Below are 23,885 nucleotides of genomic sequence, written 5' to 3'. Positions count from 1 at the left end.
AAAAGATGAACACCAGCGAACTGCTGCTCGACGCGTTCGGCCGGATCCAGGAGGCCGTGCATGAGGCGGCCGACGGGCTCGACGACAAAGTGCTCGCCACCCGGCCCGGGCAGACCGGCAACTCGATCGCCTGGCTCGTCTGGCACCTGAGCCGGATCCAGGACGACCACCTCGCCGACGCGGGCGGGTATGAGCAGGTCCACACGGCCGACGGCTGGCATGAGCGGCTCGGCCTACCGTTCGACGCCGCCGACACGGGCTACGCACACACTTCCGCCGACGTTGCCGCGGTCCACCTGTCGAGCGAGCAACTACTCGGGTACTACGCCGCGGTGCACGCCCGCAGCCTCGAGTACCTGAAGGGCCTGACCGACGACGACCTGGACCGAGTCGTCGACAAGCGCTGGGACCCGCCGGTGACCCTCGGCGTGCGCCTGATCAGCGTCCTGGCCGACGACCTCCAACACGCCGGCCAAGCCGCGTACGTCCGGGGCCTGCTCAGCTGAGCGTGGTTTTCCAGAGGGACGCGGGCTGGCCGGCCGGACCGGCGATCAGGTAGAGCGTCTTGCCGACCAGGGTGGCATCCGTCACGACGCCTGCCGGCCCGCTCGACTCCTGCCCGGCCGACTCCTGTCCGATAGATTCCTGCACCGTCCAGCTGTCGCCGTGGCCACTGACCACCTTCACCTTGTTGCCTTCCGCAACGACCTGGTAGAGGTGCCCACCGTCGTCGACCGGTGGCGGCAGCTTGGCGTTGTCGCCGACCGCGATCGGCGGCACGTTGTGCAGCCGCTTGCCCTGATTCCCGTCGAGCTGCCAGAGCGCGAGTTTGCCGTCGGCGAACCCGGCGATCGTGCAGGACGCCGGCGTCGTACAGGACAGCGAGTTGCCCTGACTACGCTCCCCGAGCTCCGGAAGCTCGATCCGGCTCCACCCCTGGTTGATGCTGGTCGATCGCCACATCACCGCCTCCTCCTTGACGACGTTCGGAGCGAGCCGCGTCTGCGAGCCGGTCAGCAGGATTCCGTTGCCGACAGCGACGCCGTAGCCCGGGCTGAGCAGCAGCGACGGCACGCTCTCCAGCGGAGTCTTCGCCGACGACTGCCGCACCCACTTGGTGCTGGACACCGGCAACCAGACGGCGCCATCCAGACCGGTCTGCGCACTCCCCCACGCACCAGCCAGCGCCTCACCGGCGGGCGTGATGATCGCCGAGTACAACGGCCCCGCAGCCTGCCCCCCGAACGTGTCGAACTCCTGTGGGTACTCCGTCAACCTCTTGGCCGAGCCGCTCCACACCGTCCAGCGGATGTTGGAGTGCGCCCCACCCGCAGCACCACCCAGCGCGAGCAACCGCTCACCGTCGTACGCGATCGAGTGCCAGACCGCCTCGAAGGCGTACGGACTCTTGGCCGCCACCCGAATCTCCTGCCGACTGCCGTCCGCCTGCTGGAGCAGCAATCTCGGCACGACCTTCGCACCGCGATCACGCAGCCCGATCAGCAACTGATCGCCGTGCCCGGTCAGTACGACGGGCTCGGCCGGCAACTCGACCTTGGTCCACACCACCGGCTTCGGTGGCGGCGGCGCAGCCTTGTCATCGGTGCAGCCCGAGATCACGAGTACGAGCGCGCTGACGAGCGCGGCCAGGCGGAGGCCGTTCATTCAGCGATTCTGCGGGAGCTTGGGGGTCGTCTTCTTCGCGCCACGCGCACCACGCGGCGCCGACGGCGGTGGTACGACCGGACCGATATCGCCGTCGGGCGCGGTGTCCAGGTCGATCATCACCGGTGCATGGTCGCTCGGGCCGGTGCCCTTGCGCGCCTTCCGGTCGATCCAGGCCGCCTTCACCCGCTCGGCCACCGGGCTGGACGCGAGCATCAGGTCGATCCGCATCCCGAGGTCCTGGTGGAACATACCGGCACGGTAGTCCCAGTAGCTGAACACCCGCTCGGTCGGCCAGCGATCGCGGACGACGTCGTGCAGCCCGGTCGCCATCAGGTCGGCGAGCGCCTGCCGCTCCGGCGCGGTCACATGGGTCGACCCGGCGAACGCCGCCGGGTCGAAGACGTCGGCATCGGTCGGCGCGATGTTCATGTCACCGCAGACGATCTGCTCGGCCGGGCCGGCGGCGACGACGACGTCCCGCAACGCGGCGAGCCAGGCCAGCTTGTACTGGTAGTGGTCCGAGTCCGGCTCGCGCCCGTTCGGCACGTACAGCGAGTGGATCCTGATCCCTCCACACGTCGCGGCGATGGCTCGCGCCTCCGGGTCGGGGAAGCCCGGCGCCCCGGCGACTCCGGTGACGACGTCCTCGAGCCCGACCTTGGACAGCAGCGCAACACCGTTCCACTGCGCCTGGCCGTAGACGGCGGTCTCGTACCCGCGGCCGGACAGCTCGTCACCGAGCAGCTTCGTGAATGCGTCGTCGGCCAGCTTGGTCTCCTGCAGGCAGACGACGTCCGGTTGCCGTTCGTCCAGCCAGTCCAACAACCTCGGCATCCGCTGCTTCACTGAATTGACGTTCCAGGTGGCTACTCGCACCCGCCCTACGTTAGCCGCTGACCGGCTGACCTCAGGCGGCTGGGAGAATGGGTCGGTGCCGAGACTTCCTGGACTTGTTGTCACCGATCACGTGTTCACCGTTCCGCTCGACCACTCGCAACCGGACGGGCCGACCATCGAAGTACTGGCTCGTGAGGCTGTTGCCGCGACCAAGGTCGATGCTGATCTCCCCTGGCTCGTATACCTACAAGGCGGTCCAGGCGGCGCCTCCCCTCGGCCCATGTCGGCCAGTGGCTGGCTCGGCCGGGCCACCCAGGACTACCGGGTGCTCCTGCTCGACCAGCGCGGCACAGGACGCAGTACTCCGGTGACAGCCCGTACTGCGTCCAGACTCGCGCCAGCCGACCTGGCGGCGTACCTGCGCCACTTCCGCGCCGACTCGATCGTGCGGGACGCAGAGCTCATCCGGGCACAGCTCAGCCCCGACAAGCCGTGGACCACCCTCGGTACGAGCTACGGCGGCTTCATCACGCTGACCTACCTCTCGCTCGCACCCGAAGGGCTCAAGACCTGCCTGATCATGGGCGGCCTGCCCGGCCTCGACACGACGGCCGACGACGTCTACAGCCGCACATATCCGCGAGTGCGCGCCAAGGTGGAGACGTACTACCAGCGCTACCCCGAGGACGTCGAGCGGGTACGCCGGATCGCGGATCACCTGCGCGACAACGACGTACGGCTCCCTGATGGCGACCCGCTGACCGTCCGGCGGTTCCAGTTGCTCGGCCTCGGACTCGGCATGGGCGACCACGCCGAAACCTTGCACTGGCTGATCGACGAGGCCTGGGACGACGGCGAACTGGCCGCCGACTTCCTCTACAGCGTCATGAACCGCACGCTCCTCAACCCGATCTTCACAGTGCTGCACGAGAGCATCTACGGGCAGGATGAGCGCCCGACCAACTGGTCCGCCTCGCGGCTGCGCCCTTCGGAGTTCGACGGCGACGGCTCGCCGCTGCTGTTCACCGGCGAGATGATCTACCCCTGGATGCTCGAGGAGACCGCGTTGCTGCGCCCTTTCAAGGAGGCGGCCGACCTGCTCGCCACGGCGACCGACTGGACTCCCCTGTACGACGTACCGCGACTGCAGGCCAACCGTGTCCCCGTGGCAGCCGCCGTCTGGCATGACGACATGTACGTCGACGCCGGGCTGTCCCTGGAGACGGCCGCGCGAATCGGCAACCTCAAGGCTTGGGTCACCAACGAGTGGGAGCACGACGGCGGTCGCGCGTCCGGCGGGTCGGTACTGGATCGCCTGCTCGCCATCGCGGCAGACCTCCCACCGGCATGAGCGAATCCACTCGATGAGAATCACTGCCCAAGAACTCAACCGGGCGACGCTGGCCCGACAGTTGCTGCTCGAGCGGGAGGCGGTCGGTGCTGTCGAGGGAACGCGGCGGATCGTCGCGATCCAGGCGCAGCACCCGGCGTCGCCGTACATCGCGCTGTGGAACCGGCTGATCGACTTCGATCCGGTCGAGCTGGACACCGCCTTCGCCGAAGGGCAGCTGGTGAAGGCGACGCTGATGCGTTTCACCTTGCATACGGTGCATCTGGACGACCACCTGCCGATGCACGTCGCGATGCAGCCGACGTTGCGGACCCGGCTTCCCAAAGAGCGCGCCGGTGGGTTGACGCTTGAACAGGCGCACGAGCTGGTCCCGGGGTTGCTGGAGTTCCTCGCGGAGCCACGCAGCAACGCGCAGATCGAGGGGTGGATCGGCGAGCACAGCGAGATCCCCGGCAAGGACGCGTGGTGGGGCATCCGCAGCTTCGCGCCCATGTTCCACGCCCCGACCGGCGGCCCTTGGTCGTTCGGCCAGCGGCCGGCGTACGTCGCCGCGGCCCGTCTCCCCGGCCTGTACTCCGCCGAGCACGCCGCGACCGCGCTGGAGTCGCTCGTCTGGCGCTATCTCGAAGGCTTCGGGCCGGCGTCGATCCCCGACATCGCCCAGTTCGCCTCGGTCCAGCGAGCCCGGGCCCGCGACGCCGTCGAGTCGCTGCGGGACAGGCTCACGGTCCTCCAAGGACCCGACGGCAAGGACCTGTACGACGTACCGGATGCGCCACGGCCGCCGGCCAACACGCCTGCTCCCCCGCGCCTGATGGCGATGTGGGACAGCACGCTGCTCGCGTACGACGATCGCTCGCGGATCGTGCCCGCGGAGTACAAGTCCGTCGTTACCCGCACCAACGGCGACGTCCTGCCCACGCTTCTGGTCGACGGCCACGTCGCCGGCCTCTGGCGCCCGACCCCCGACGGCATCGAGGCGACGGCCTTCCGCCCGCTACCGGCCAAGGTCTGGAAGGCCTTAGCCGCCGAGGCCGAAGCGCTCGTCACCTTCCTGGCCGACCGCGAGCCCGGCGTCTACACGCGCTACAACCGCTGGTGGTCAAGCCTCCCGGCAGGAGACACGCGCCTGCTGGCCGGCTAGTCGACGCAGAAGCAGAAGGGGTGCCCGGCCGGGTCGAGGTACACGCGGAACGTCGTACCGGGTTGGTGGTCGGGTTTGGTCGCGCCGAGCTCGAGCACAGCTGCCTCCGCGGTGTCGAGGTCTTCGACCATCACGTCGAGGTGCATCTGCTGCGGTACGTCCTGCCCCGGCCATGCGGGCGGCCGGTAGCCCTCGACGGGCTGGAAGCAGATGCATTGCCCATAGTCCGCCCGCACCTCGCCCCACTCCGGAGAGGCCTTCACCTCCCAATCGAACAGCGCACCATAGAACTCCGCGAGCGCGACCGGATCCGCGCAGTCGAGAACAACACTCGGAAATCGTCCAATAGCCATGCCTTGCACGGTACCCAGCTATGCGGACGATGTACGTCCGCATAGCTGGAGAGCCGCTACCAGTAGGTGTTGAGGTCGGCGATCAGGTTGCGGACGGCGCCGCCTTCGGGCTTCTGGTAGAAGTCGAGGGCGACGTAGTTGGGTTTGCGGCCGGCGACGGGGCCGCAGACACGGCGTACGCGGTCGCTGAGCTTGGTGCCGTTGTCGGCGGTGGCCGAGCCCTCAGACGGGATGTCGCGGTAGTGGTTCATCGAGTACAGGCGACGGAAGCCGGGCTCCTCCTTGGCGAGCGGCACCTCGTCCCAACGGCTGTAGCACTGGACGTCACCGCCGCCCGAGCCGAGTGACCAGTAGTTCTCGGCGGTCCAGTCCCGGTCGAACATCACGCCGTACGAGTCGCGACCGGAGCGCTGCGAGAAGACCAGCAGACGGCGGTTCTGGGCGACCAGCTCGGAGACGCGCGGCCAGCCGTTCTGCCGGACGCCGGCCTGGCCGGGGTTGAAGACGCGATCGGCGAACCCGTTGACGCGGGCAACGACCGTGCGCAGTTCCTCGACGCTGGTGTAGTCCTCGATGAACAACGTGACGACCGCGTCGCGATTGGCGTTGAGGAAGTCGACCACGTCCTGCAGGCCCGCCGTCAGCGTGCGCTCGTTGCCCCAGCAACTGCCGTGGCACATCCGGACGTCACCTTGGTACGCGTAGGCATCGATCTGCAGACCGCGCACCCCCTGGGTCAGCTGGTCCTTCAACCGGTACGACTGGTTGGGGAACCGGCCCCAGAACCCCTCGTCCGTGTTGGCCATCGCGTTGTGCGCGGCCAGGAAGGTGACCTGGTCGAGCCGGGGGTCCGCCGGCATCGCCCGGCGCGGGACGTCGAGCCCGTTGAGATACCACTCGGCACCGGCTCCCGAGTCGTCGTTCACGACCAACTCGCGCCCGTTGGACGGGCTGGTCGTAACGACGTGCAGGTAGCCACCGGACGGATGCTTGATCCGGTAGCGACCCCCGAGATCCTCGAAATCCCAAGCGGACAAGGCGTTACCACAGCTGCGCAGTACCGCTCTCGCCTGATCGCGGGACAGGCACCAGGCCTGGTTGGAGGCGAGCTTGATCTTGTAGCGGTCTCCTTCTCGCACTACCTGCCACTGCTGAGCGGTAGTCCCGTTCGCGGGCCACTCCTGGAGCTTGTGGCCCTCGTCGACCCCGCCCCCGTCCAGGTCGGCGACCCGTCCGTTGGGCACGCTCACCAAGATCACCGCCCCGGTCGGTGGATCGGCGGCCGGACTCGCTTGTGCTGTCCCTACTGCGCAGACCATCGCGAGTAGGGCGGCACTGAGCAATCGGACTGTGCGAAGAACCATCTCAGGTACCTCCGGCGTATCACCTCGATCCGGCTGGGCGGTGCGGATCCGAGGCGTCCCGCACACAGCGTGCCCAACTGTGCGCAGCCCGTCAAAGTGGCTCAGCGTGTATCGCGTGTTGTTCATCGGGCGGTACTGCGGACTTCTCCGAGCCCGGCGACCGGCGCGGGCCGCGGGCGATGACGTAGGCGGTCTACGTTCTCAACGGCACCCTGCGCTTGGTCCTGGGCGAACACGACATGCTCCTACTCCCCGGCGAAGCAGCCGAATTCGACACCCGCACCCCCCACTGGTTCGGCTCCACCCCCACCAGCTCAGTCGAATCCCTGAGCCTGATCGGCAAGCAAGGCGAAACAGCCCACATTCGAGCCACTACCAACCGCGACTGACCTGCACACCCATAACCTCGGGCTGATCACGCGCGGGCGCTTCTCAAGGTGTCTTCGACTCGCTCAGTTGCAGCGCGAGGAGACGGCCCGATCGCTCACCGAATGCGGCCTCGGCTTGCGCGGTGATGCGACGCCGGGCAAGGCGCCGACGCAGTAGCGGCCGGATCCAGAGATAGCGGCGCCAGCCGATGCGGTACTGGATGGTCGTGGAGAAGAGCTGGACCACCACCCACTCGGCGGGGATGACCCCGGTGGTGCGGACAGCTTTGCCACCGTCGTGTGGGTTGCCCGAGATATTCATCGCGGACGCGACGCCCGCCGGAGGGCTGGCCCAGGCTTCCCGTGCGTGCAGGGTTACTTCGGCGCGCAACAGCTCGACGAGACGGTTGTAGATCTCGCCGAGCTCACTGCTCTCCGCGCTCACCCAGCCGGTTGCATAGGCGAGCGCCTCCTGGATCTCGGCCCCGAGCGCCTCCAGCCTGACCAAGGTCTCCGCAGTGTCATCGACTCGCCGGCGTATCCGGTACGGGAACTGCCCCCACGCATTCAATGCCTTCGTGGCGTCGGCATACCCCGCACGGATCGTTTCGGTCCGGGAACCGGTGCGATCCAGCAACTTGCCGACCGTGGTCCCCAGCACGGAAGAGCCGAAGGCCACGGTGACAACGGTCGTCCAGGAGGCTGTGCTGACCGGATCTGGCATGAGCGACTCCATGACCTACTCGACTGTCCTACCTGCTGACTCGGACCGACGACCATAGCTGCTCCAGAACGAACGGACACCGTCACCACCCGCACCGAAGCCACCGCCGTAGCCCAACACCGGCCTCCTCGCCGCAGCCTGACCGCTTCGCCTGAGAGCGCTCTCAGGTCTACCGTTCGGTGCACTACGCGACTTGAACGCGCCGTGATGGAGAGTGCAGCCCCCAAATGAGCAGCTACAAGCCCACGATCGAGGACGTCGCGCGCGCGGCCGGCGTGTCCCGAGCGACCGCGTCCCGCGTGATCAACAAGGTGCCCGGCGCGTCGGAGCCGCTGCGCAATCGGGTCAACGCGGCCGTGGCTGAGCTGGGCTACCAGCCCAACGAGACCGCCAGAGCCCTGGCCACCGGCCGCCGGCGCGCCGTCGACGTCATCGCGGTGACCTATGGCCCCGGCATCGGCTGGCTCGGTACACATCCGTACTTCAGCCGCGTCCTGGCCGGCATCATGCCCGTCCTGGAAGGCGCCAACGCACAACTGCGATTGCACGCCGTAGGCCAGGAGAACGCCGCCGAAGCGATCGACGAGCTCGCCGCGAACGCTACCCTCGGGGCCATTCTCGCCGACATCACTCCAGCCTTGGCTGCCCGCTACTACCGCCGGTGCGGCCGCGTCGTTTCGATGGTGCCCACCGCTTCGTCCGTGCCCGGCATACAAGCCGACAACATCGGCGGCGCGTACGCCGCGGTCAACCATCTGCATGAGCTGGGCCGCCGCCGGATCGCCGCCATCCACGGACCGGCCCTCAATCCCTGCGCCATCGACCGACGTACCGGATACCGGCGAGCGGTGGAACGTCTTGGCCTGACCGGCGTGGGTGCCGACGGCGACTTCCACCGCGACGGCGGTTACCACGCCGCGCGCCGGCTGCTCGAACAACACCCGGACATCGACGCGATGTTCGTCGCCTGCGACCTGATGGCCGCCGGAGCCGTCCAGGCCATCACCGCCGGCGGCAGACGGGTGCCCGACGACGTGAGCATCATCGGCTTCGACGACAGCATCGCCGCCGTCTGCGCCAACCCACCCCTGACCACGATGCGCCTGCCGGTCGAGGAAATGGCCGCAGCCGCCACCCGCCTGCTGCTGGGGGGAAGCCCGGCAAGCGGCCACCGACAACTGTTTCCGGTCGAGCTCGTCGTCCGTGAGAGCACCCCGAACTGAACATGCGGAGGCAGGCAGAGATGGCAGACGATGAGCAGGGCGAGACCACAGACCTGGCACTGGACGAGCCGGTGGTGCGCAGGTCGGCGCTGCGGCTCATCCTCGTCACGCCGTTCTACCGCAGCGCCACCATCGCGCTCTTCCTGTCGGGCCTCGGCTTCTCGGCAGCCGCACCCCAGATCGCATCGTTCCTGGTCAACGACTTGGGGGCCTCGCTCACCGCCGCCGGACTGTTCTATCTCACGAGCCTGACCGCACCGGTGTTCGGCTACCTGGTCGGTGCCCGGTCCGACCGCAGCGGCGCACGGCTGGGTCTGTTCCGCGTCTGCGCCGTCGCCGGGTTCGCGGGCTGGGCGGGCATCGCCTTCTCGACCCAGCTGTGGATGCCCTACGTCATCAGTGCAGTCGTGCTCGGCTTCGCCGGCGCCGCGACGTCTCAGCTCTTCGCTGCTGTCCACGACGAACTGGAGGCGCTCCCGAACCCCGGCAACGACGGCGTGGTCGCCGGAGTACGGATGGCACTGACCGGAGGTTGGGTAGTCGGTCCGGTCGCAGGATCATTCCTGGCAGCCCACACCTCGCTGCGGACCATGCTTCTCGCGACGGCGATCTGCACCCTCGCCCAAGTCGTCCCGCTCGGAGTTCTCAGGACACCGCCCGCCGCACCGTCGACGGCCGAACCGCGGACTCGCGCCCCCGGCTTGCGGGCGATGGCGCCGTTGCTCGCCTTCACAGCGCTCTTCATGCTCGTCTACGCCGGGGAACCGATCAAGTACGCGTATCTGCCGATCTACATGAACGGGCCACTGGATCTCCCCTCCGGGCTCAGCGGCGCAATCATCGGAATTCAGCCGCTGGTCGAGATCATCCTGATGCCCCTGGCCGTGCTGGCGGCGCGCCGGGTCGGGATGATGCGGCTGATGGTGGTCGGCGCGGTGTTCGGGGTCGCCGCCAACATCTGCTTCGCCACCACCGGCACCGCCGCCGGGCTCTTCGCAGGACAGATTCTGATGGGCGGTGTGTGGGGAGTCTTCGCCGCCCTCGGGATCATCGTCGCCCAGCGTCTTCTCCCGACGGCCGTCGCCACCGCCTCCGCCATCTTCCTCAGCTCCACAGCTCTTGCCTCCGCCGTGGGCGGAGCCGCCGGAGGCATCGGAGCCGCTACCCTCGGACTCCCGCTGGTCTTCCTCATCCCGGCCGCCCTGGGGCTCCTCGCAGTCATCGGTCTGGCCGTCATGACGCGCTCAGCCGGCCCCGATCTCTGACCGGTCCTTGGGAATTGTGTGGTCAATCGACAGTCAGGGTGAAGCCGCCGTCAACGCGTAGGATCCGAAGCGTGGATGATCCGAACCTGTCGACTTGGCTGGGCCGGCTGCAGGAGTCGTCCTTCAGTCAGGGCGGGCAGGCCGTGCGCAAGGCATACCCACCGGAACGACGACTGACCGGACCCCAGCTGGCCACGTACCTGGGACGCCGAACATACGCGCTCGCATCCTCCACCCGCCCCGACGGCCGCGCCCACGCCGCACCGACCCTGTTCACGATCTACGCAGAGGCATTCTGGCTCCCCACGCTCGGCGGTGCGACCCGCCTCCGCAATGTGCAGGCCCATCCGTGGCTCGCCCTGTCCGTACTCGAGGGCGAGCACGAAACCCACGCCGCAGTACTCACCGAAGGCCCAGCCGAAGTCCTGACTACAGTCCCGGCAGACGTCACACACGCCACCGAACTACGCAACCGCGGCGCCACCCTCGACTGGGCAACAGCCTGGCTACGAATGACCCCCCACCGCCTATTCAGCTTCGCCGAACACGCCTGGCAGGAACACCCATAGATCATCCCGAGCCCAGGAATGACCCTATGCGCAGGACCCGCCTTCGAGAAAGTCGAGAGCGCAGCAAGGCTGAGGCTCAGACGACCCAGGGATTATGAGAGCCATGGCAACACCAACACTGAACAACTTCAGACTCCGCTAGTCAGGATTCTCGCCTCATCCAGCCACTCGACCAACGCTGTTTGGCAGTACTTCGCGTCATGACTCGCGTCATGCGACGGCCGTCTGTCGGGCCGCAGGGCAGAGTGTTCTATGACCCGAACGGGATGCAGACGTAGTGAACAACAGTCGCGTTCGGACCGGCCATCGGAGCCAGGCACCTTGCGGCTGAGCCCATAACAGTTCTTATGTCAGATGCAATTTGCGTAGATGCTACTGATGAATCAGGCTTCCTCCGCGGCCATCGAAGGTAGACCTGCCAACTGGTGAAGTGGCGGGCAGGTGATCACGATCCCTCCGAGCCCTGGATCGGCGTCGGAAGGCCAACGCCACCGACGGGGGTACGGGAGGTCCGCCTTTGCGCGGGCTTCGGGCGTTGACCGGCCTTGGTACCGATGGCGGCCTCGATGGCGAGAATGCCTTCCAGGCGAAGTTGAGCGGCGATGACGCGTAGAGATTCCCGCACGCCGGGTGGAGGACCCTTCACTTCATCCGCGACCTCGGCGATCTCGGCGGCGACGGTGCCCTTCACAGCCTCGTCCACCGCCTGGTAGGCCGCTTCCCCGAGTTGGCCCCAGCGCCATTCCAGCTTTCCGTTGAGGCGTTCGTTCGGGGATGACGGCGACATATCCTCCCGCGGGATGAAGCGCCGAGCTGAGAAGCCTTCCGGGCTGAGCGCGGCCCGCACCCGGGTGGTCTTCTCTGACAACGAGACCGGGGCACGGGGCAGATGGGCGCCAGCCGCCCGGACCCGGTCCAGATCGCGCAGCGACGATGTCACGGCAGCCTTGACCATGATCAGGGTCGGCTCTCCCAGCTTCGGCTTCAGGAGGTGGCCGTCCCCGACAACCTTCCACTGATAACCCCCGGGAACGCGGCGCCCCGACGGATCGGCGTCGGATATCACCCCGAGGCCCTTGTTGTCGTGGTCATGCAGGGCGAGGGACACGATGTCGCCGAGGGAGAATGACCGCAGGGCCGCGCCGCCCATCTTCCGGATCCGACGCCGGATCAGCCATCGTTCGATTAGTCCGAGCAGTGAGGGAAGGGGTAGCTTGTCGCGCGCGCTCAGTTGGTGGAACAGGTTCTTCGCCAGGTATTCCACGAACCTCTCTCCGCTGCCGTCGAAGTGCTCGCGATGCCAGGCCTTGATCTCGAAGCGTGGGGTGCGCACGTGGCCGCCGGCGAACATGTCAGTCAGGAAGTGGTCGCTGAACGCCTCCTGGGTCACGGCTCGCTGCCAGATCGCCGGGTCGGACGTCTGACCGGCCTCGAGGGCGGTGGCGAGAGCGCGGCCGTGCCACCGGAAGTATTCCGACATGGCCGTGCCGCCGGTGTTGAAATGGGTCAGGTTGTGGGCCGCCAGGTCGTAGTACCGGTCAGCCACCGTCTGGTGGATGTTCGCGTCGAGCTTCGGGTCGAACCTCGGCTCGGGAATCCCCTGCTCCTTAAGGTTCAGGGCGCGCCAGCGGGCCCAGGCCAGCTCCGCCCGCCCCGCCGGAGTCTCGCCTAGACGGTTCATCTCGTCGTAGGTCTCGAAGTAGTCGCCGGCCAGGCTGATCATGTCGCCGAATGTCAACTGCTGGGGCGGGTTGTCGTACGGGATGTCCGAGAGCAATCCCTTCGAGGCGGCGTCCCCGATCAGTTTGTGCTCCGGCCCGGCGAACTCGGCGTCATCGCCCGAGCCGTCCGCGAACTCCTCCGATTCGATAGCCGCGGGGTTGCGGTCATTCTTCGACGGTACGTAGAGGTCGATCAGTTTCTTGTGTGGAGGCAGAAGTTTGTTCTCGATCAGGAAGACCTTGTAGCCGCGCTCACGCTCGGCCTCCACCTTCTCCGAACTGTTCTCTTGATCGGCCTTCTGCAGCAGCGCAATGGTCTCCTCCACCCCATCCAGGCGAGAGTCGGTCCAGTTCAGCTGCTCCTTCTGGGCCGGGTTGCGCCGGGCCAACTTGTTGAGCTGCCCGTACTGGGTGTTCAGGTCCAGGAGCGTCTTGCGGTAAGCCATCAGTTCGTACGCCACCATCTGTTGATATCTAGTGGGCCGCCCGACAATTGAGAACTGATATATGTGGACCGCCTCGTGGCGCAGGATCACGTCCAGGGCGTATTCCGGTGTGGTCGCGGTCTCGGGTATGTAGATCCGGGTGCTGGAATTCGTCCAACCGTTGTACTTCTCGCCGAGAACCGCCTTCGAGGGCACGACCCTATAGTCGCGAATGATGACGTCCTTGAGCAGCAGGTCCGTGCCGAACAACTTCGTCCACCGGTCCTGAGCCTTCACCTGGGCGGGCGCCCGTTGGGGAGTGTCCTCAGCCGGAAGCTCCAGGTCGTCGGTTGGGCGCAGCAGGAGTCGGCCCGGGGTCAGCGTTCGGCCGACGGACGGCGTGTCGGGTTCGGCATCGCGCACCTCGATGGAGCGGCCCGAACGCAACTGCCCGAAGGTGATCTCAAGCACGAGATCGCCGTTGCGAGGTGTCTGGGAGACCCGCTCCCCGGGTCGGGCGAGCACCTCGTACCGTTCACCGATCCGGCGGGCCAGAGCGCCGTTCGGCCGGTACATGCACTCGCGGTATGCGATCCCTGGGGCACGTAGCACGATGCTGCTGTCGTCGTCCATGATTGGCTCCTTCGGGATGTGGTCGAGCAGCCGGGCGATGTCGAGGTACCCGCGCCCCAGGCGGCATTCGGGGTCGATACCGACGATGGGGTCGGTGGTGGCGAGCAGGAGGTCGCGGACCGCGCGTGCGGCCAGCGGACGGCCGGCGTGCAGGCTGGCTTCGAGGCAGAGAGCGACGGCGCCGGTCACGTGCGGGGCGGCCATGCTGGTGCCGGACTTCCGGACCAGGCCAGAAACGGGACGGGGTTCACCGGCCGGGGTGGACCGGGCCGCGAGCACGTCGACCCCCGGCGCAGCAAGGTCGGGCTTCGACCGGCCGTCACGGGTCGGGCCGGCACTGGAGAACCGGGCCGGCGGCCGGTCGGGGTCGTGCGCGTCATAGGCACCGACCACCAGGGGCAGTCGGCCGTTCGCTATCGTGCCGATGGTCGACCTCGGCGAGCTCGTGCCGGGGGCGAATCGGGCCTGGGTGTGCGGGCGGGCGTCGTCACGCTCCAGCCAGGCGTCGAACCGCCCGCTATCCGTACGCCGCGCCTGCAGAGTGACCGTCCAAGCGCCCTCGATTGGTTCCAGGAACGCGTCGATGTGGTGGTCACCGTTGTTCGGGTCGTGAGCCCGGTGGTAGATCCGCCCGACCACCTGCCCGGCGGCGACGATGTCGGCCCATCCGCCGAGCTCGACGGCCCGCATCGGGTCGCCGGGCCGCGCGCCGGGAGGCTCGATGCGGACCACGAACTCGTCGTCCCCGCCGTACCAGATCTCCAGTTCGTTGGGCGTCAGATCCCCCGGCTCGGTCACGAACGTCAGCGAGCAGGACTCGCCTGCATGGACGACACCGTGTGCGTGCGTGCGGGCGCCGTAGTAGTTGCCCGCGCTCTGCACGATGAACCGGCCTGGCGCCGCGTTGAGGAGTTCCCCGAACGCCTGCTCGACTAACGTGCAGCCGTCGTGCGGTCCGCCCTCGCGGCCCATGCTGGTGTTCACCACCCAGGGCCTCGGACCGGCTGCACGGCGGACGAAATCGACGGCCTCGAGCAACCGCACGGAATCGCCCAGAGTGGCCAGCCCGCCGGTGCCGCGGTCGGCAAGGTGCACGAACACCAGGTCCGCCTCCGGGGCGACGCCGACCGGCCCGGCGGCCCGGCCGTTGCCAGCCGCGATGTCGATCACGTGGGCGCCGTGCGCGCCGTTGCCGCCGCCGTCGGCGACCGATGGGTGGAGGCCGAGGGCAGCATACGGGTGATCGCTACGCAGCGCCCGGTCGATCCCGGCCCGGTCGTGCACCGCGCCGTAGCCGTACGGCTGTGCCCGCCGGCCCCGTGCGAGGTCGCGCTGATCCCAAACGGCCAGGAACCGGGTGGCGCCGGAGGCATGCCGTAACGCAGACGAGCCCACGTCCACACCCCAGTCCACGACGCCCACCACGACACCCGCGCCGGTGACGGTCGCCCCCGCTGGCCGCCGGACGTCGGCCGCCCGGCTCTCCCCCTTGACCATGGAATCTTCAACACTCCCGCGCGGGACATGGCCGGGGCTCAGACCGCGGGCCGCCTTGAGGCTCCTCACGTCGGGGTGGGCGTGCACGGCGGTCACGTCGCAGGCCCGTAGCCGGCAGGTGGCGATCGGGCCGAAATGCGCTACCTGCCGCACCCCGGGAATCTCGATCCCTGGCCGGTCGAGCCGGATGATCGCCTCGATCACCCGATCCGGGTCCGACCGATCCCGAAGCAATTCTCGGAGCGCCGGATCCATTCGTCCGGCCGCTACTCGATCGCGATGACGAAGGGCTCGACGCGGTCGCCGACGGTGACGGTCACGGTCACGGTCTTGGCAGATGTGCCCGGCGGCACTGTGAAAGTGCCGTCGTCCTCCACCACCAGCGCCTTGTCGTCGTCCGAGTCGTACGCGAACGGCTTCAGGTTGAGTAGGTTGCCGCTTGTGTCCTTAATCCGGGGCTTGAATTTGCCAGCGGTGGGACCGGCGGCTCCGGCTGCTGAGATCTTGCGCGGGGTAAGGTCAATCTGCGAGACGGAAGCGCCGGGCTTGAAGAAATGGCCGGCGGCTACGATGCCGGCCACGCTGGCTACGCCGATTACCTGCGGAGAGAGCAGCCACCCCGCCGCGCCGGGTTTCGTGTGCTGTTTTCCCAGGAGGGCCAGCGGGGCGAGCCGCAGGCCGGCCCGGACAAATTCGTGTTCCTTCAACTTCTCGCCGAACGTGTCCAGGGCCTGGTCGACGCCCAGACTCGCCATCGCCGTCAGCCGGGCCCGCGCGGAGCGCGCGTTCGCCTGCTCGATACCCCGGCGCAGCGAGTCCTGCCCGACCTTGGTCTCCAGATCCAGGTTGCGGACCGCGGCGACCGCCGTGGCCGGGGTCGCCCGGCGGGACGCAGGCACCCGGCGGGACACAGGCGCTCGGACGCCTGGCCGGCGCTGCGACTTCTGACGGAGGGCCACGATCCGCCGAGCCTCGGCCTCGCGCTTGCGAAGGGCATCCGCGCGGGTGGCCTCGCTGTCGTAGTCCCCGCTGTCGTAGTCCTCGGTGTCGTAGTCCTCGGTGTCGTAGTACGCCTCGGAGTCGTAGTCGTCGGGCCAGCTAGTCATCCCCGTCGTTCCCTTCGTCGTCGTGGTTGTCCTCAGTGGTCGGGCCGTCAGGAGCGGGAGCGGTGGCCGGGGCCATCCGAGCGGCGGCGGGTCCGATGAACTCCCGGAAGAGGTCCGGGTCGGGCTCGGCCCACCCCGACGAGCCCTGGCCGGCGCACGCCGGACAGTCGGATCGGGTTCCCCAGCAGTCGCAGGCGCCGAGCGCAGCTTCCAGCAGGAGGCGCGGGTCGCGCGGGGAGGGCCCAGGTGCGTCGGTCGCCACGGGCTCCCCCGCGACGGTGTTCGCCGTCCGGTAAGTGCCGGGCGGGGATGGGAACGGCGTAGTGCCGGCCTGGTCCAGGACGCTGGAGAACTGTGTCAGGACCTGATCCAGCAACCGCTGGGCGAAACCTGCCGGGTCGGGCAGCACGTGTTCCAGCAGTGCAGTCACCTCGTCGAGTTCGGTGGCGGTCATGCGAAGTCCTCCTCACGGTCGTCGAAGGCCTCGGCCAGTTCGAGGTTGTCGGCGTCCAGCAGCGCGGTGTACAGGGAACGGGCCGGCTCGACCGGCTCGCCACCGCTCTCCGCGTCCGGGTCGCCCTGCTCGAGGTACAGCAATTCGTCGGCGTCGGCGGCGGCCTGGCCGATCACCTCGCTGAACATGCCGAGCATCTTCGCCACCGGGACTCCGGCCACCTGCGGCTGGCCGTGCCCGCCGAGAGCTGCGGCGAGCAGGCTCTGCAGCAACTGGGGCTGCTGGGAGAGCACCAATGCCTGGAGCGCGGCGTCGGACCCCCCGGCCACTGGCGACCCAGCTGCCCGGCCGAAGGCAGGGGGAACACCGGTGGGACTGGGCCGGGCTGATGCCGGTAGCGCCGCGGCCGCCCGGGTGCCGAGTTGACCGCCGATTGCGGTGCCTGCCGGGCCGCCGATGACGGTGCCGAGCGCACCGCCGGCCACTGGTAGCGCCTGTCGCGAGATCGACGCGACCGTCGGATCGGAGAGGACGCGTCCGGTGCTGCGTCCGATCTGGTTCAGTGCCTGCGAGAAGTTGAAGGACTCGGCAGGGCTCATCGTGTCGAGCATCCCGGCCAGGGCTTCCTCCAGTTCCTCGTCGCCGGCGTCCGCGTAGGACTCGTGCAGAGTCCGGCGTAGCACGTCGGTCCAGGTGTCCTCGACGAGCGGGTAAGAGGTCACGGGACATCACATCCTCCGGCCGGGCCTTGACGCAGGCCACTGTTCCGGCTCACCGTCTTTCTGGCGTCCCTCGCCCCGTCAACGGGGTGTAGCCGGTGGCGTTTCACCCGTTCAGGTGCCGCCCTCGTCCGCCTGCAGTTCGATCTCTGCCAGGAGCTGACGGAGCCGCTCGACCACTTCGGGCAGGCCGACGACGACCCAGGTGCGCTGGCCGTCGCCCTCAACCAGGATCCGGGCCCGCAGCTGCCCGTTGTCCGGCCAGGCCCGAACCACGATCACTCGCCAGGGGTACGCCGTCATGCCAAGACGTTCGTACCCGGGCGTCAACGGCATGTATCGGCATTGACGGGGCGTAGACGCATAGGTACACGCGGATCGATCATAGTGAGGATCGGCATTCGGCGATAAGGCGCATTTTTTGGGGGGCACCATGTCCGATTCCCGGAAGATTGGAACCCGCGCGCCGCCGCGCATCCTTCTACTGGGCACCTTCGCGGTCATGGTGGATAACGCCGAAGTCTTCCTCCCTACCAACGCCCAGCGGGTGCTGGTAGGGCTCTGCATAGTCGGGCGGCCTCGCCTGCCGCAGTCCCGGGCTGCGTTGGCCGAGCGGGTGTGGGCGGCTAGCCCGGCAAAGAGAGCCCAAGGCAACCTACGTACCGCGCTATGGCGGATCCGGCAGGTCGACCGCTGGCTGGTCAGCGCGGCGCACGACCAGGTCCGGCTCGGCCCACTCGTCCGGGTCGACGTGCACGAGAGCCTGGCACAGGCAGAACGGTTGCTCAGGCAAGAAGAGCAGTTAGAGAGGGACGACGAGCGCCTCGACCCGCTCACCCTCGATCTACTGCCCGGCTGGGACGAGGAATGGCTGATCCTGGAACGCGAGCGGGTCCGCCAGACTCGCTTGCACGCCCTCGAAGCGCTCTCCTCCCGGCTGCTGGCTGACGGCCGATACGGCCTGGCAGTCCAGGCGGCGCTAGCCTCGATTGCGGCCGAACCGCTACGCGAATCAGCACACTACGCGCTGATTGCCGCCGAACTCGGGGAGGGGAACTACGCCGCGGCGCACCGAGACTTCCGACGGTATTGTGAGCTGCTTTGGGACGAACTGCGCCTCACGCCCGCGGTCGGCTTCCAGGAGTTGCTGGCTCGGCACTCGCCCCGCCGCGGCGAGGTGCCGCTCGGCTCAGGCTGACCCAGCCGAGTGCGCGCGGCCGGCCTCAGCTCGTGGCGCCAATCACTATCACTGACCTTCTAAAACTGGTAACGGCGGATGTTGGAGTGCCGGGAGTAGCTGGTCAGCCTGTCCAGCCGAACCGTTCCAGTACGGAGTCGATTTGGCTGTCTGTGGCTTGCCAAGACCAGCCGCGAACCTCGATCAGTTTGATCATTCCAAGGAGTTCGAGCGGGTCGGCAGCGACGTATCGTCCTGTCGGGGACGCCGCCCGCAGAAGGTCCTCGCCTATTTGTTCGACCTGAAAGCCGGCTGCCTCGAGGGCCAGGATTGAGGGCACGACGGGTGTTTCCGGCTGCGGCAATGAACTGCTCTTGTGCGGTCATGATCGAACGCTAGCGAGGAATCGGCAGCATCCGTCAGCGGCGAGTGGCAACGTAGGTGGCGTAGCTGGTCGCGGCGTCTTTCGCGTGACTCCCGTTGAATAACTGGCGAAGCGACATGTCGAGATGCGACGAGTTGCAGTCTCGTACACCCGTCTGAGGCCAGTTAGAGGGTTGTCTGCCGATGTTGACCTGACCGTCCAGACTGCACACGGAAGCGCACTCACATGCCGATGAGGGGGCGCAAGCCTCCTGCGAGCACCCGCGCGGTCCGGCCAGGGACTGTGAGCCCGTTGTCTATACCTTGCTCGCGACCACCATGTAGTTCTCGGCCTCAGGGTTGTACGTGCTCCTTTCCGTCCGGAGTCCGACCTGGTGCAACTCGGCTGCGAGTTCGTCGTATCGGTAGGGCCAGCACGACAGCAGTTCCGAGCGGACAAGAACCGACCCAGCCGCATCAACTTGCGCGACCGCAATCTCGATGTGGTGCTCATCCTCCCAATGTGACGCAATCTCCCAGCGGTAGACCACGACGGCATTGCGCCCGTTCCGGCGGACAAGACGGTCACTGATGTCCAGCCGGGAACCTCTGGCCCTCACGAGTTCCCAGGTGCGGGAGGTGAGTACCAAGCGCCCGCCACGGCGCAGAAGCCGTGACATCGACTCCAGAGCAGCAACCCTGCCTCTCGCGCCCACGGCATGGTGCAGCGAGTTGCCAACGCAGAACACCATGTCGAAGGTGTCGTCATCGAAATGGTCGGGCAACTCTTGCCAGTCCGCCCGCACTGTCCGGACAGGTGCCCTGAATTCCTCAGACAACTCCGCAGTCCGACGAACCATCGTTTCGCTGGCGTCAGTTGCGACCACCTGCATGCCAAGACCGGCGAGGCCGACCGCCAACTGTCCGGTTCCGCACGAACAATCGAGGACGTGAGCGTTCGACGGCAGGAGACTGAGGACGTCGTCGAACGACGCAGCGAACTCGGCCGGGGCCAGCTTTGCATCCGAGATGAGCCACTCGTACACCTCGGCAAGCGCGTTATAGCTCGTCACAACTACTACCTCCGACACGGGGCAGACTCACGGTCGCACATCAGTACATCAGCGGAGCAAGTCGGTTCACCAATGGTTTTGCAAGGGCAACCCGCCCTGTCATGCCGCTCTGCGTGCGTGCGGGCGCGCGGCGCCGCACGCTACTGCCGCAACTCGCGAATCGCGTCGTCCGGCGTGCGAGCATCTGCGCGAGCGGTTGAACTTCTATGACATGTACGGGGAGCTCGCGCTATACGCGCACCACCCCCAGGCTGGTGAGCGGCTTGGTCAGTTGACTGCACCAACGGCCCTACCGAGTTGGTTGGGCGCGCTAGCATTTGCGATGATCTGGACGACGTCGAGGAAGGCGGCGAGACCGATCAGGCAGGCCAGGGCCAGCAGTGCGGCGCCCACGGGACAGCGTGCCCTAGCGCCAGACCGCAACACTCATCACGACCTGCCCTATGTTGAAGGATCAGGCCGCCGAAGAGCACCGGGATCAACGCCGATTCCTTGAAGGCCTGGTCGAGGAGGCTGACGACGCCCTCCTTGCCCTGCCAGAGCTGGACCCCAAAAGCAGGTACGACGACGGCGTACTGCCACCATGAAAGCGAGTGCGCCGGACCGAAACCGTGGACCCTCGGTCGCGGATTGGTTCATCTCTGCTCCAGCCCGGCTTGGTCGTCGTACCGTTCGACCGGGCGGTGAGGGATCGCGCAGGCCAGCATGAGTAGAGCCATGAACGCGTAGTAGTACAGCGCGACCCAAAGCCCTGCCGGTGTGTCGAGTGCGAGGTGCGGGGCGAAGGACTCGACCGTGAAAGCCCAGATCGGTACGACGCTGAAAGCCACGAGGCCGGCGATCAGTCGTCCCCACAGCGGGCCGCGGCCAGAGATGGCATAACCGCCGAGTATGCCGTACAGCGGTACGCCGATGGCGCCGCCACCGATGCCGCTCTCGAGGATGCCGAGCGGGTCCGGGGTGAGCACGGCCGCGAAAAGCAACGGCGAGAGTGCCAGCCAGCGCCAATGCGGACGGCCGCCAGTACGTCGGATGGACTCGGCCCACGCGAGGAGGATGCCGGTGAGAGTGCCGGGCAGCAGGACCCAGACGAAGGTGCCGACCCAGTGGACGTCTGCCTCGTTGCCCGCGACCTGAGACATGAACCCGCGCAGTCCGGCTGCCCAGGCGAATCCGCCGAGCGCGCCCAAGGCGAGCAGCGTCGTCCGACTGACGGTCGGCAGTTGAACCGGCCGCGACGATTGTCGTGTCGCCATTGGACCCCACCAATCCCCCCAGGTCCCAGCTCTCACGATAAGTCAGCCGGCACCCCGTGGCGGCTTCGAACTCTGCCCGAAAGGGCCGAAACCCCTGCGCCTCGCATGAGGCCGGCGGTGATGCTCGGCCGCAAACCCGAGCAGGTCGAGGCTGCACTGACCCGGATCCGCGACGCTCCCCGGAGCAGTCCCGGCTGACCATCATGTGGATCATCTCGGCAGCGTCATCGACCCGGAACGACAGCAGCCCCCGGCCACGACGAACGTCGCCTCCCGGAGGGGCGGGTCGGCGCCCCGCGCTGCGATGTTGGCTCCCCACGGTGCGTCGGCTAACAGCGCGTTCTCAGCTGGCTGCCGCCAGCCTCGGCTTTAGTGCAGAGAAGGTCATGGATGTCGATCCAGTTCATCGGTTTGTTCAGCACCACCGCGTACCGGGTGGTGCTGACGGTGGCCCTGGTGTCTGAGGTCGGAATCTTCTTCCACCAGGCAGAGTCGTTCCTAGCGACGAAGTGGTGGCGGTTGCGGGAGCCTTCCGACCAGGAGCTGGCGCGGATCGCTCCGGCCTGGCTGGCCGTCTGCCGAGCGGCCGGCGGAGGCTGGCATGGATGGACTAGCAGTGAGAAGATTGAGCGAGGTTCGACCTCGCCGGGGGACAGATGGCTGACGACGCAGCGAAGCCCGATGCAGTGGGATCCGGGCGGCGTGGCCACCTTGGCATACCGGTTGCAGTTGTCGTGCCCGCGGTCGCAATCTTCCAGATCTCGTCGCTGGCTGGCTACGATATGCAGGTTTCGCTTGCGATACTATCGGCAACCGAGAGTACGGCAAACATTGCCATTAGTGCAGGGCTGGTGTCGCTTCAGTTTTTCGGCACTATCATCGCCGGCATTGCCTGCTCATTCTTACTTATCTCCCATCTTGGCGTGTTCGGTGGACAAGTAGCCTCTACTCGTGAAATAGAGCTACTTGAGAAATATTCTCCTATGTTCCTTGGCTTGCTGATCCTCGCAGTGTTCGTCACGCCTTGGATCCTGTTGTCCATACTCCTCGCAGAGTCACTTCTACTCGCCCTATACGTGGCATATCACGAACGGGATCGAGGCAGCAGACCTGTCAGAGCCGCGTCGACCGACGTCCGCAAGCGATCCGGCCGCGCGATGCTTATTACTGTACTTGCAATCTTTCCACTATTATCCACCAACAACACATGGATTCCCTACGAAGAGCTCACCACAACTGGTTTACAGTCATTCACTGGACAGGTTGTGGGGTCAAAGAATGATGAACTGATTGTCGTGACCTCAGGACGCCGGATCGAGCTTATGCGGCTGCCAGTTCAGAAGACACAGCGGGCGCTGTGTGCCCGCACGAAACTCAACACGCGGGTTTGGCCGCAACTAATGTTTGGCACTGATCAACTCTTTTACGGGCGAAGCGTCGTTCAGGTGGCATTGGGGATCCGCGGCGCAGAACTGAAACCTTGCCCTGCTCGCAACCACCCCACCGACTAGCGGAGACCCGGAACCGTCGAAATCGCAGCGTCCGAGGCCTGACGCCAGATGCAATCATTCTGGAGGCCGACCGGCGGCGCGGAGGATGACGCCAGAGCTGCATGGCGCCTGCGACCATCGCCACAAGATTCCGGGCGTCGGCCGTGCGCCGAACTCTTCGGCGGACTGGGCCCAAGTCATAGCTACCAGGTGCGCCTCGGTGGGTGACAGGCGGCCGAGTGGGTGCGCCCACCAGCGAGCCCGGCGTCTGACACCGCCGGCCAGGCACTATTGGCGGCCAATAGGTCATGTGCACACTCGACGGCTGATTGTCTTGGGCAACTAGCCAGGTCAGGTCGGCCCCTCTACGGGCCAGAGCGTCCAATCGACGCCGTCCCAGCGCTCGCCGGCATGCTCGCGGAAGTAGTTGACTGCGGCCTTGACCTGATCGAGTGGGATCTCCGAATCGGGGGGCCAGGGTGCGGAGTTGCCGAAGAGGGCGTAGCTGACCTCATCGTCGACAGGATCGCCCGGGGGGTACCAAACGGTGCCTTCGTCGTCGTACTTCAGACTGCCGACCTTGCCGTTTCGGTCCACGGCGGACATCAGGCTCTGGGGTGGGAATCCGGTGTCTACGTCCACCGGCGTGTCCAGCACTCGGGCGTAGGCTGCGTGGCTGCCATAGTCCTCGATCAGTCCTGCAACGAACTGGTCGAGATCATCAGGCGTGGCAATCACCAGCGGATCATGGCGTCGACTCGGATCTCGCCGCTGCCGATTAGTAGACCCGCCAGATGCTGCCGCGCCGCCTCAAAGGTGCTGAACGTCGACCAGTTGAGCCAGGGAGTGAGCCGTACCTGCTGTGCAGAGCAGCACCAGGTCACCTCCCCCGAACGGAGCGATCCAACATGAGATCGATGCCTTCAGGCAAAACCAAGTTGTTCGACTGAGCCGTACCACTTCCCGCGCTGAGCCGATCTAGTGCCTCGTCAAGCAACGTTGGCGTTGTAATCGTGTCGGCTTGACCTGGGCGGTGTGGGTTTTGGAGGCTGGCTGTCGGAGGTGGTGATGGCTCGACAGCCTGAGGTGTTCGTGCGTGAGTTGG

Annotated in this window: 22 protein-coding genes and 1 pseudogene; 10 read left to right on the top strand and 13 right to left on the bottom strand. The window is 67.0% G+C overall.

Annotation, left to right across the window (positions count from 1 at the left end; genetic code table 11):
* Positions 1-5: 5 nt before the first annotated feature.
* Positions 6-506 (top strand): DinB family protein, encoded by a 501-nt coding sequence (locus tag G3I17_RS17300; protein ID WP_164597398.1) that lies wholly within the window; start codon positions 6-8, stop codon positions 504-506.
* Here G3I17_RS17300 and G3I17_RS17295 read toward each other — a convergent pair.
* Both G3I17_RS17295 and G3I17_RS17290 read right to left on the bottom strand, forming a co-directional pair.
* Positions 499-1,665: a hypothetical protein gene (locus G3I17_RS17295; RefSeq protein ID WP_164597396.1), complete on the bottom strand. Its 1,167-nt coding sequence runs from the start codon at positions 1,663-1,665 to the stop codon at positions 499-501. The genes G3I17_RS17300 and G3I17_RS17295 overlap by 8 nt on opposite strands.
* The gene (locus tag G3I17_RS17290) at positions 1,666-2,544 is read right to left on the bottom strand and encodes an exodeoxyribonuclease III (RefSeq protein ID WP_164597394.1); all 879 of its coding nucleotides are present in this window, start codon (positions 2,542-2,544) and stop codon (positions 1,666-1,668) included.
* Between the two features lie 55 nt (positions 2,545-2,599).
* Between G3I17_RS17290 and G3I17_RS17285 the strand changes: the two genes are divergently transcribed.
* Both G3I17_RS17285 and G3I17_RS17280 read left to right on the top strand, forming a co-directional pair.
* Positions 2,600-3,856 carry an alpha/beta fold hydrolase gene (locus G3I17_RS17285; protein WP_164597392.1) on the top strand — a complete coding sequence of 419 codons (1,257 nt, stop codon included), beginning with the start codon at positions 2,600-2,602 and terminating at the stop codon, positions 3,854-3,856.
* A 13-nt stretch (positions 3,857-3,869) separates the two neighbouring features.
* The gene (locus G3I17_RS17280; protein WP_164597390.1) at positions 3,870-5,000 is read left to right on the top strand and encodes a winged helix DNA-binding domain-containing protein; all 1,131 of its coding nucleotides are present in this window, start codon (positions 3,870-3,872) and stop codon (positions 4,998-5,000) included.
* Here the strand turns inward: G3I17_RS17280 and G3I17_RS17275 are convergent.
* Positions 4,997-5,353 (bottom strand): VOC family protein, encoded by a 357-nt coding sequence (locus tag G3I17_RS17275; RefSeq protein ID WP_164597388.1) that lies wholly within the window; start codon positions 5,351-5,353, stop codon positions 4,997-4,999. The genes G3I17_RS17280 and G3I17_RS17275 overlap by 4 nt on opposite strands.
* 56 nt (positions 5,354-5,409) lie before the next feature.
* The gene (locus tag G3I17_RS17270) at positions 5,410-6,717 is read right to left on the bottom strand and encodes an RICIN domain-containing protein (RefSeq protein WP_164597386.1); all 1,308 of its coding nucleotides are present in this window, start codon (positions 6,715-6,717) and stop codon (positions 5,410-5,412) included.
* Between the two features lie 191 nt (positions 6,718-6,908).
* Here G3I17_RS17270 and G3I17_RS17265 point away from each other — a divergent pair.
* Positions 6,909-7,106 (top strand): annotated as a pseudogene (locus G3I17_RS17265) (cupin domain-containing protein); the annotation flags it as partial.
* Between the two features lie 43 nt (positions 7,107-7,149).
* Here G3I17_RS17265 and G3I17_RS17260 read toward each other — a convergent pair.
* Positions 7,150-7,809 (bottom strand): hypothetical protein, encoded by a 660-nt coding sequence (locus G3I17_RS17260; protein ID WP_164597384.1) that lies wholly within the window; start codon positions 7,807-7,809, stop codon positions 7,150-7,152.
* Between the two features lie 227 nt (positions 7,810-8,036).
* On the opposite strand from G3I17_RS17260, the gene G3I17_RS17255 reads away from it, so the two are divergent.
* From G3I17_RS17255 to G3I17_RS17245, 3 genes are all read left to right on the top strand, one after another.
* The gene (locus G3I17_RS17255) at positions 8,037-9,032 is read left to right on the top strand and encodes a LacI family DNA-binding transcriptional regulator (RefSeq protein ID WP_164597382.1); all 996 of its coding nucleotides are present in this window, start codon (positions 8,037-8,039) and stop codon (positions 9,030-9,032) included.
* Between the two features lie 20 nt (positions 9,033-9,052).
* A complete protein-coding gene (locus tag G3I17_RS17250) occupies positions 9,053-10,297 on the top strand; it encodes an MFS transporter (protein WP_203590359.1) in 1,245 nt (414 codons plus the stop codon).
* A 71-nt stretch (positions 10,298-10,368) separates the two neighbouring features.
* Positions 10,369-10,866: a pyridoxamine 5'-phosphate oxidase family protein gene (locus tag G3I17_RS17245; RefSeq protein ID WP_164597378.1), complete on the top strand. Its 498-nt coding sequence runs from the start codon at positions 10,369-10,371 to the stop codon at positions 10,864-10,866.
* 445 nt (positions 10,867-11,311) lie between these two features.
* Here the strand turns inward: G3I17_RS17245 and G3I17_RS17240 are convergent, their stop codons facing one another.
* The 5 genes from G3I17_RS17240 to G3I17_RS17220 all read right to left on the bottom strand — a co-directional run bounded on the left by G3I17_RS17240 (position 11,312) and on the right by G3I17_RS17220 (position 17,724).
* Complete coding sequence (locus tag G3I17_RS17240; protein ID WP_164597375.1) at positions 11,312-15,397, bottom strand: S8 family serine peptidase; 4,086 nt, start codon at positions 15,395-15,397, stop codon at positions 11,312-11,314.
* Positions 15,398-15,408: 11 nt separating this feature from the next.
* The gene (locus G3I17_RS17235; protein ID WP_164597374.1) at positions 15,409-16,248 is read right to left on the bottom strand and encodes a hypothetical protein; all 840 of its coding nucleotides are present in this window, start codon (positions 16,246-16,248) and stop codon (positions 15,409-15,411) included.
* The gene (locus tag G3I17_RS17230; RefSeq protein ID WP_164597372.1) at positions 16,241-16,702 is read right to left on the bottom strand and encodes a hypothetical protein; all 462 of its coding nucleotides are present in this window, start codon (positions 16,700-16,702) and stop codon (positions 16,241-16,243) included. The genes G3I17_RS17235 and G3I17_RS17230 overlap by 8 nt, the downstream gene beginning before the upstream one ends.
* On the bottom strand, positions 16,699-17,424 hold the full coding sequence (locus G3I17_RS17225) for a hypothetical protein (protein ID WP_164597370.1): 726 nt from the start codon (positions 17,422-17,424) through the stop codon (positions 16,699-16,701). Before G3I17_RS17225 ends, G3I17_RS17230 begins: the two co-directional genes overlap by 4 nt.
* 111 nt (positions 17,425-17,535) lie before the next feature.
* The gene (locus tag G3I17_RS17220; RefSeq protein WP_164597369.1) at positions 17,536-17,724 is read right to left on the bottom strand and encodes a hypothetical protein; all 189 of its coding nucleotides are present in this window, start codon (positions 17,722-17,724) and stop codon (positions 17,536-17,538) included.
* A gap of 130 nt (positions 17,725-17,854) precedes the next feature.
* On the opposite strand from G3I17_RS17220, the gene G3I17_RS17215 reads away from it, so the two are divergent.
* A complete protein-coding gene (locus G3I17_RS17215) occupies positions 17,855-18,619 on the top strand; it encodes a BTAD domain-containing putative transcriptional regulator (protein WP_164597366.1) in 765 nt (254 codons plus the stop codon).
* 659 nt (positions 18,620-19,278) lie between these two features.
* On the opposite strand, the gene G3I17_RS17210 is transcribed toward G3I17_RS17215, so the two are convergent.
* Positions 19,279-20,034, bottom strand: coding sequence for a class I SAM-dependent methyltransferase (locus tag G3I17_RS17210; RefSeq protein WP_164597906.1), 756 nt, complete (start codon positions 20,032-20,034; stop codon positions 19,279-19,281).
* Between the two features lie 443 nt (positions 20,035-20,477).
* Between G3I17_RS17210 and G3I17_RS17205 the strand changes: the two genes are divergently transcribed.
* Positions 20,478-20,621, top strand: a complete 144-nt coding sequence (locus G3I17_RS17205; RefSeq protein WP_164597364.1) for a hypothetical protein — start codon at positions 20,478-20,480, stop codon at positions 20,619-20,621.
* Positions 20,622-20,669: 48 nt separating this feature from the next.
* Here the strand turns inward: G3I17_RS17205 and G3I17_RS17200 are convergent, their stop codons facing one another.
* Positions 20,670-21,290: a hypothetical protein gene (locus G3I17_RS17200; RefSeq protein WP_164597362.1), complete on the bottom strand. Its 621-nt coding sequence runs from the start codon at positions 21,288-21,290 to the stop codon at positions 20,670-20,672.
* 656 nt (positions 21,291-21,946) lie between these two features.
* On the opposite strand from G3I17_RS17200, the gene G3I17_RS17195 reads away from it, so the two are divergent.
* The gene (locus G3I17_RS17195; RefSeq protein ID WP_164597360.1) at positions 21,947-22,801 is read left to right on the top strand and encodes a hypothetical protein; all 855 of its coding nucleotides are present in this window, start codon (positions 21,947-21,949) and stop codon (positions 22,799-22,801) included.
* 330 nt (positions 22,802-23,131) lie between these two features.
* On the opposite strand, the gene G3I17_RS17190 is transcribed toward G3I17_RS17195, so the two are convergent.
* Entirely contained in the window at positions 23,132-23,521 is a 390-nt protein-coding gene (locus G3I17_RS17190; protein WP_275402498.1) for an Imm1 family immunity protein, read from the bottom strand.
* Between the last annotated feature and the right edge of the window lie 364 nt (positions 23,522-23,885).

The organism is Streptomyces sp. SID13031 (assembly GCF_010548305.1).
Lineage (GTDB): Bacteria > Actinomycetota > Actinomycetes > Propionibacteriales > Kribbellaceae > Kribbella.
The sequence above is the reverse complement of the archived record's forward strand: the minus strand, read 5'-3'. Positions and strand labels throughout refer to the sequence as shown.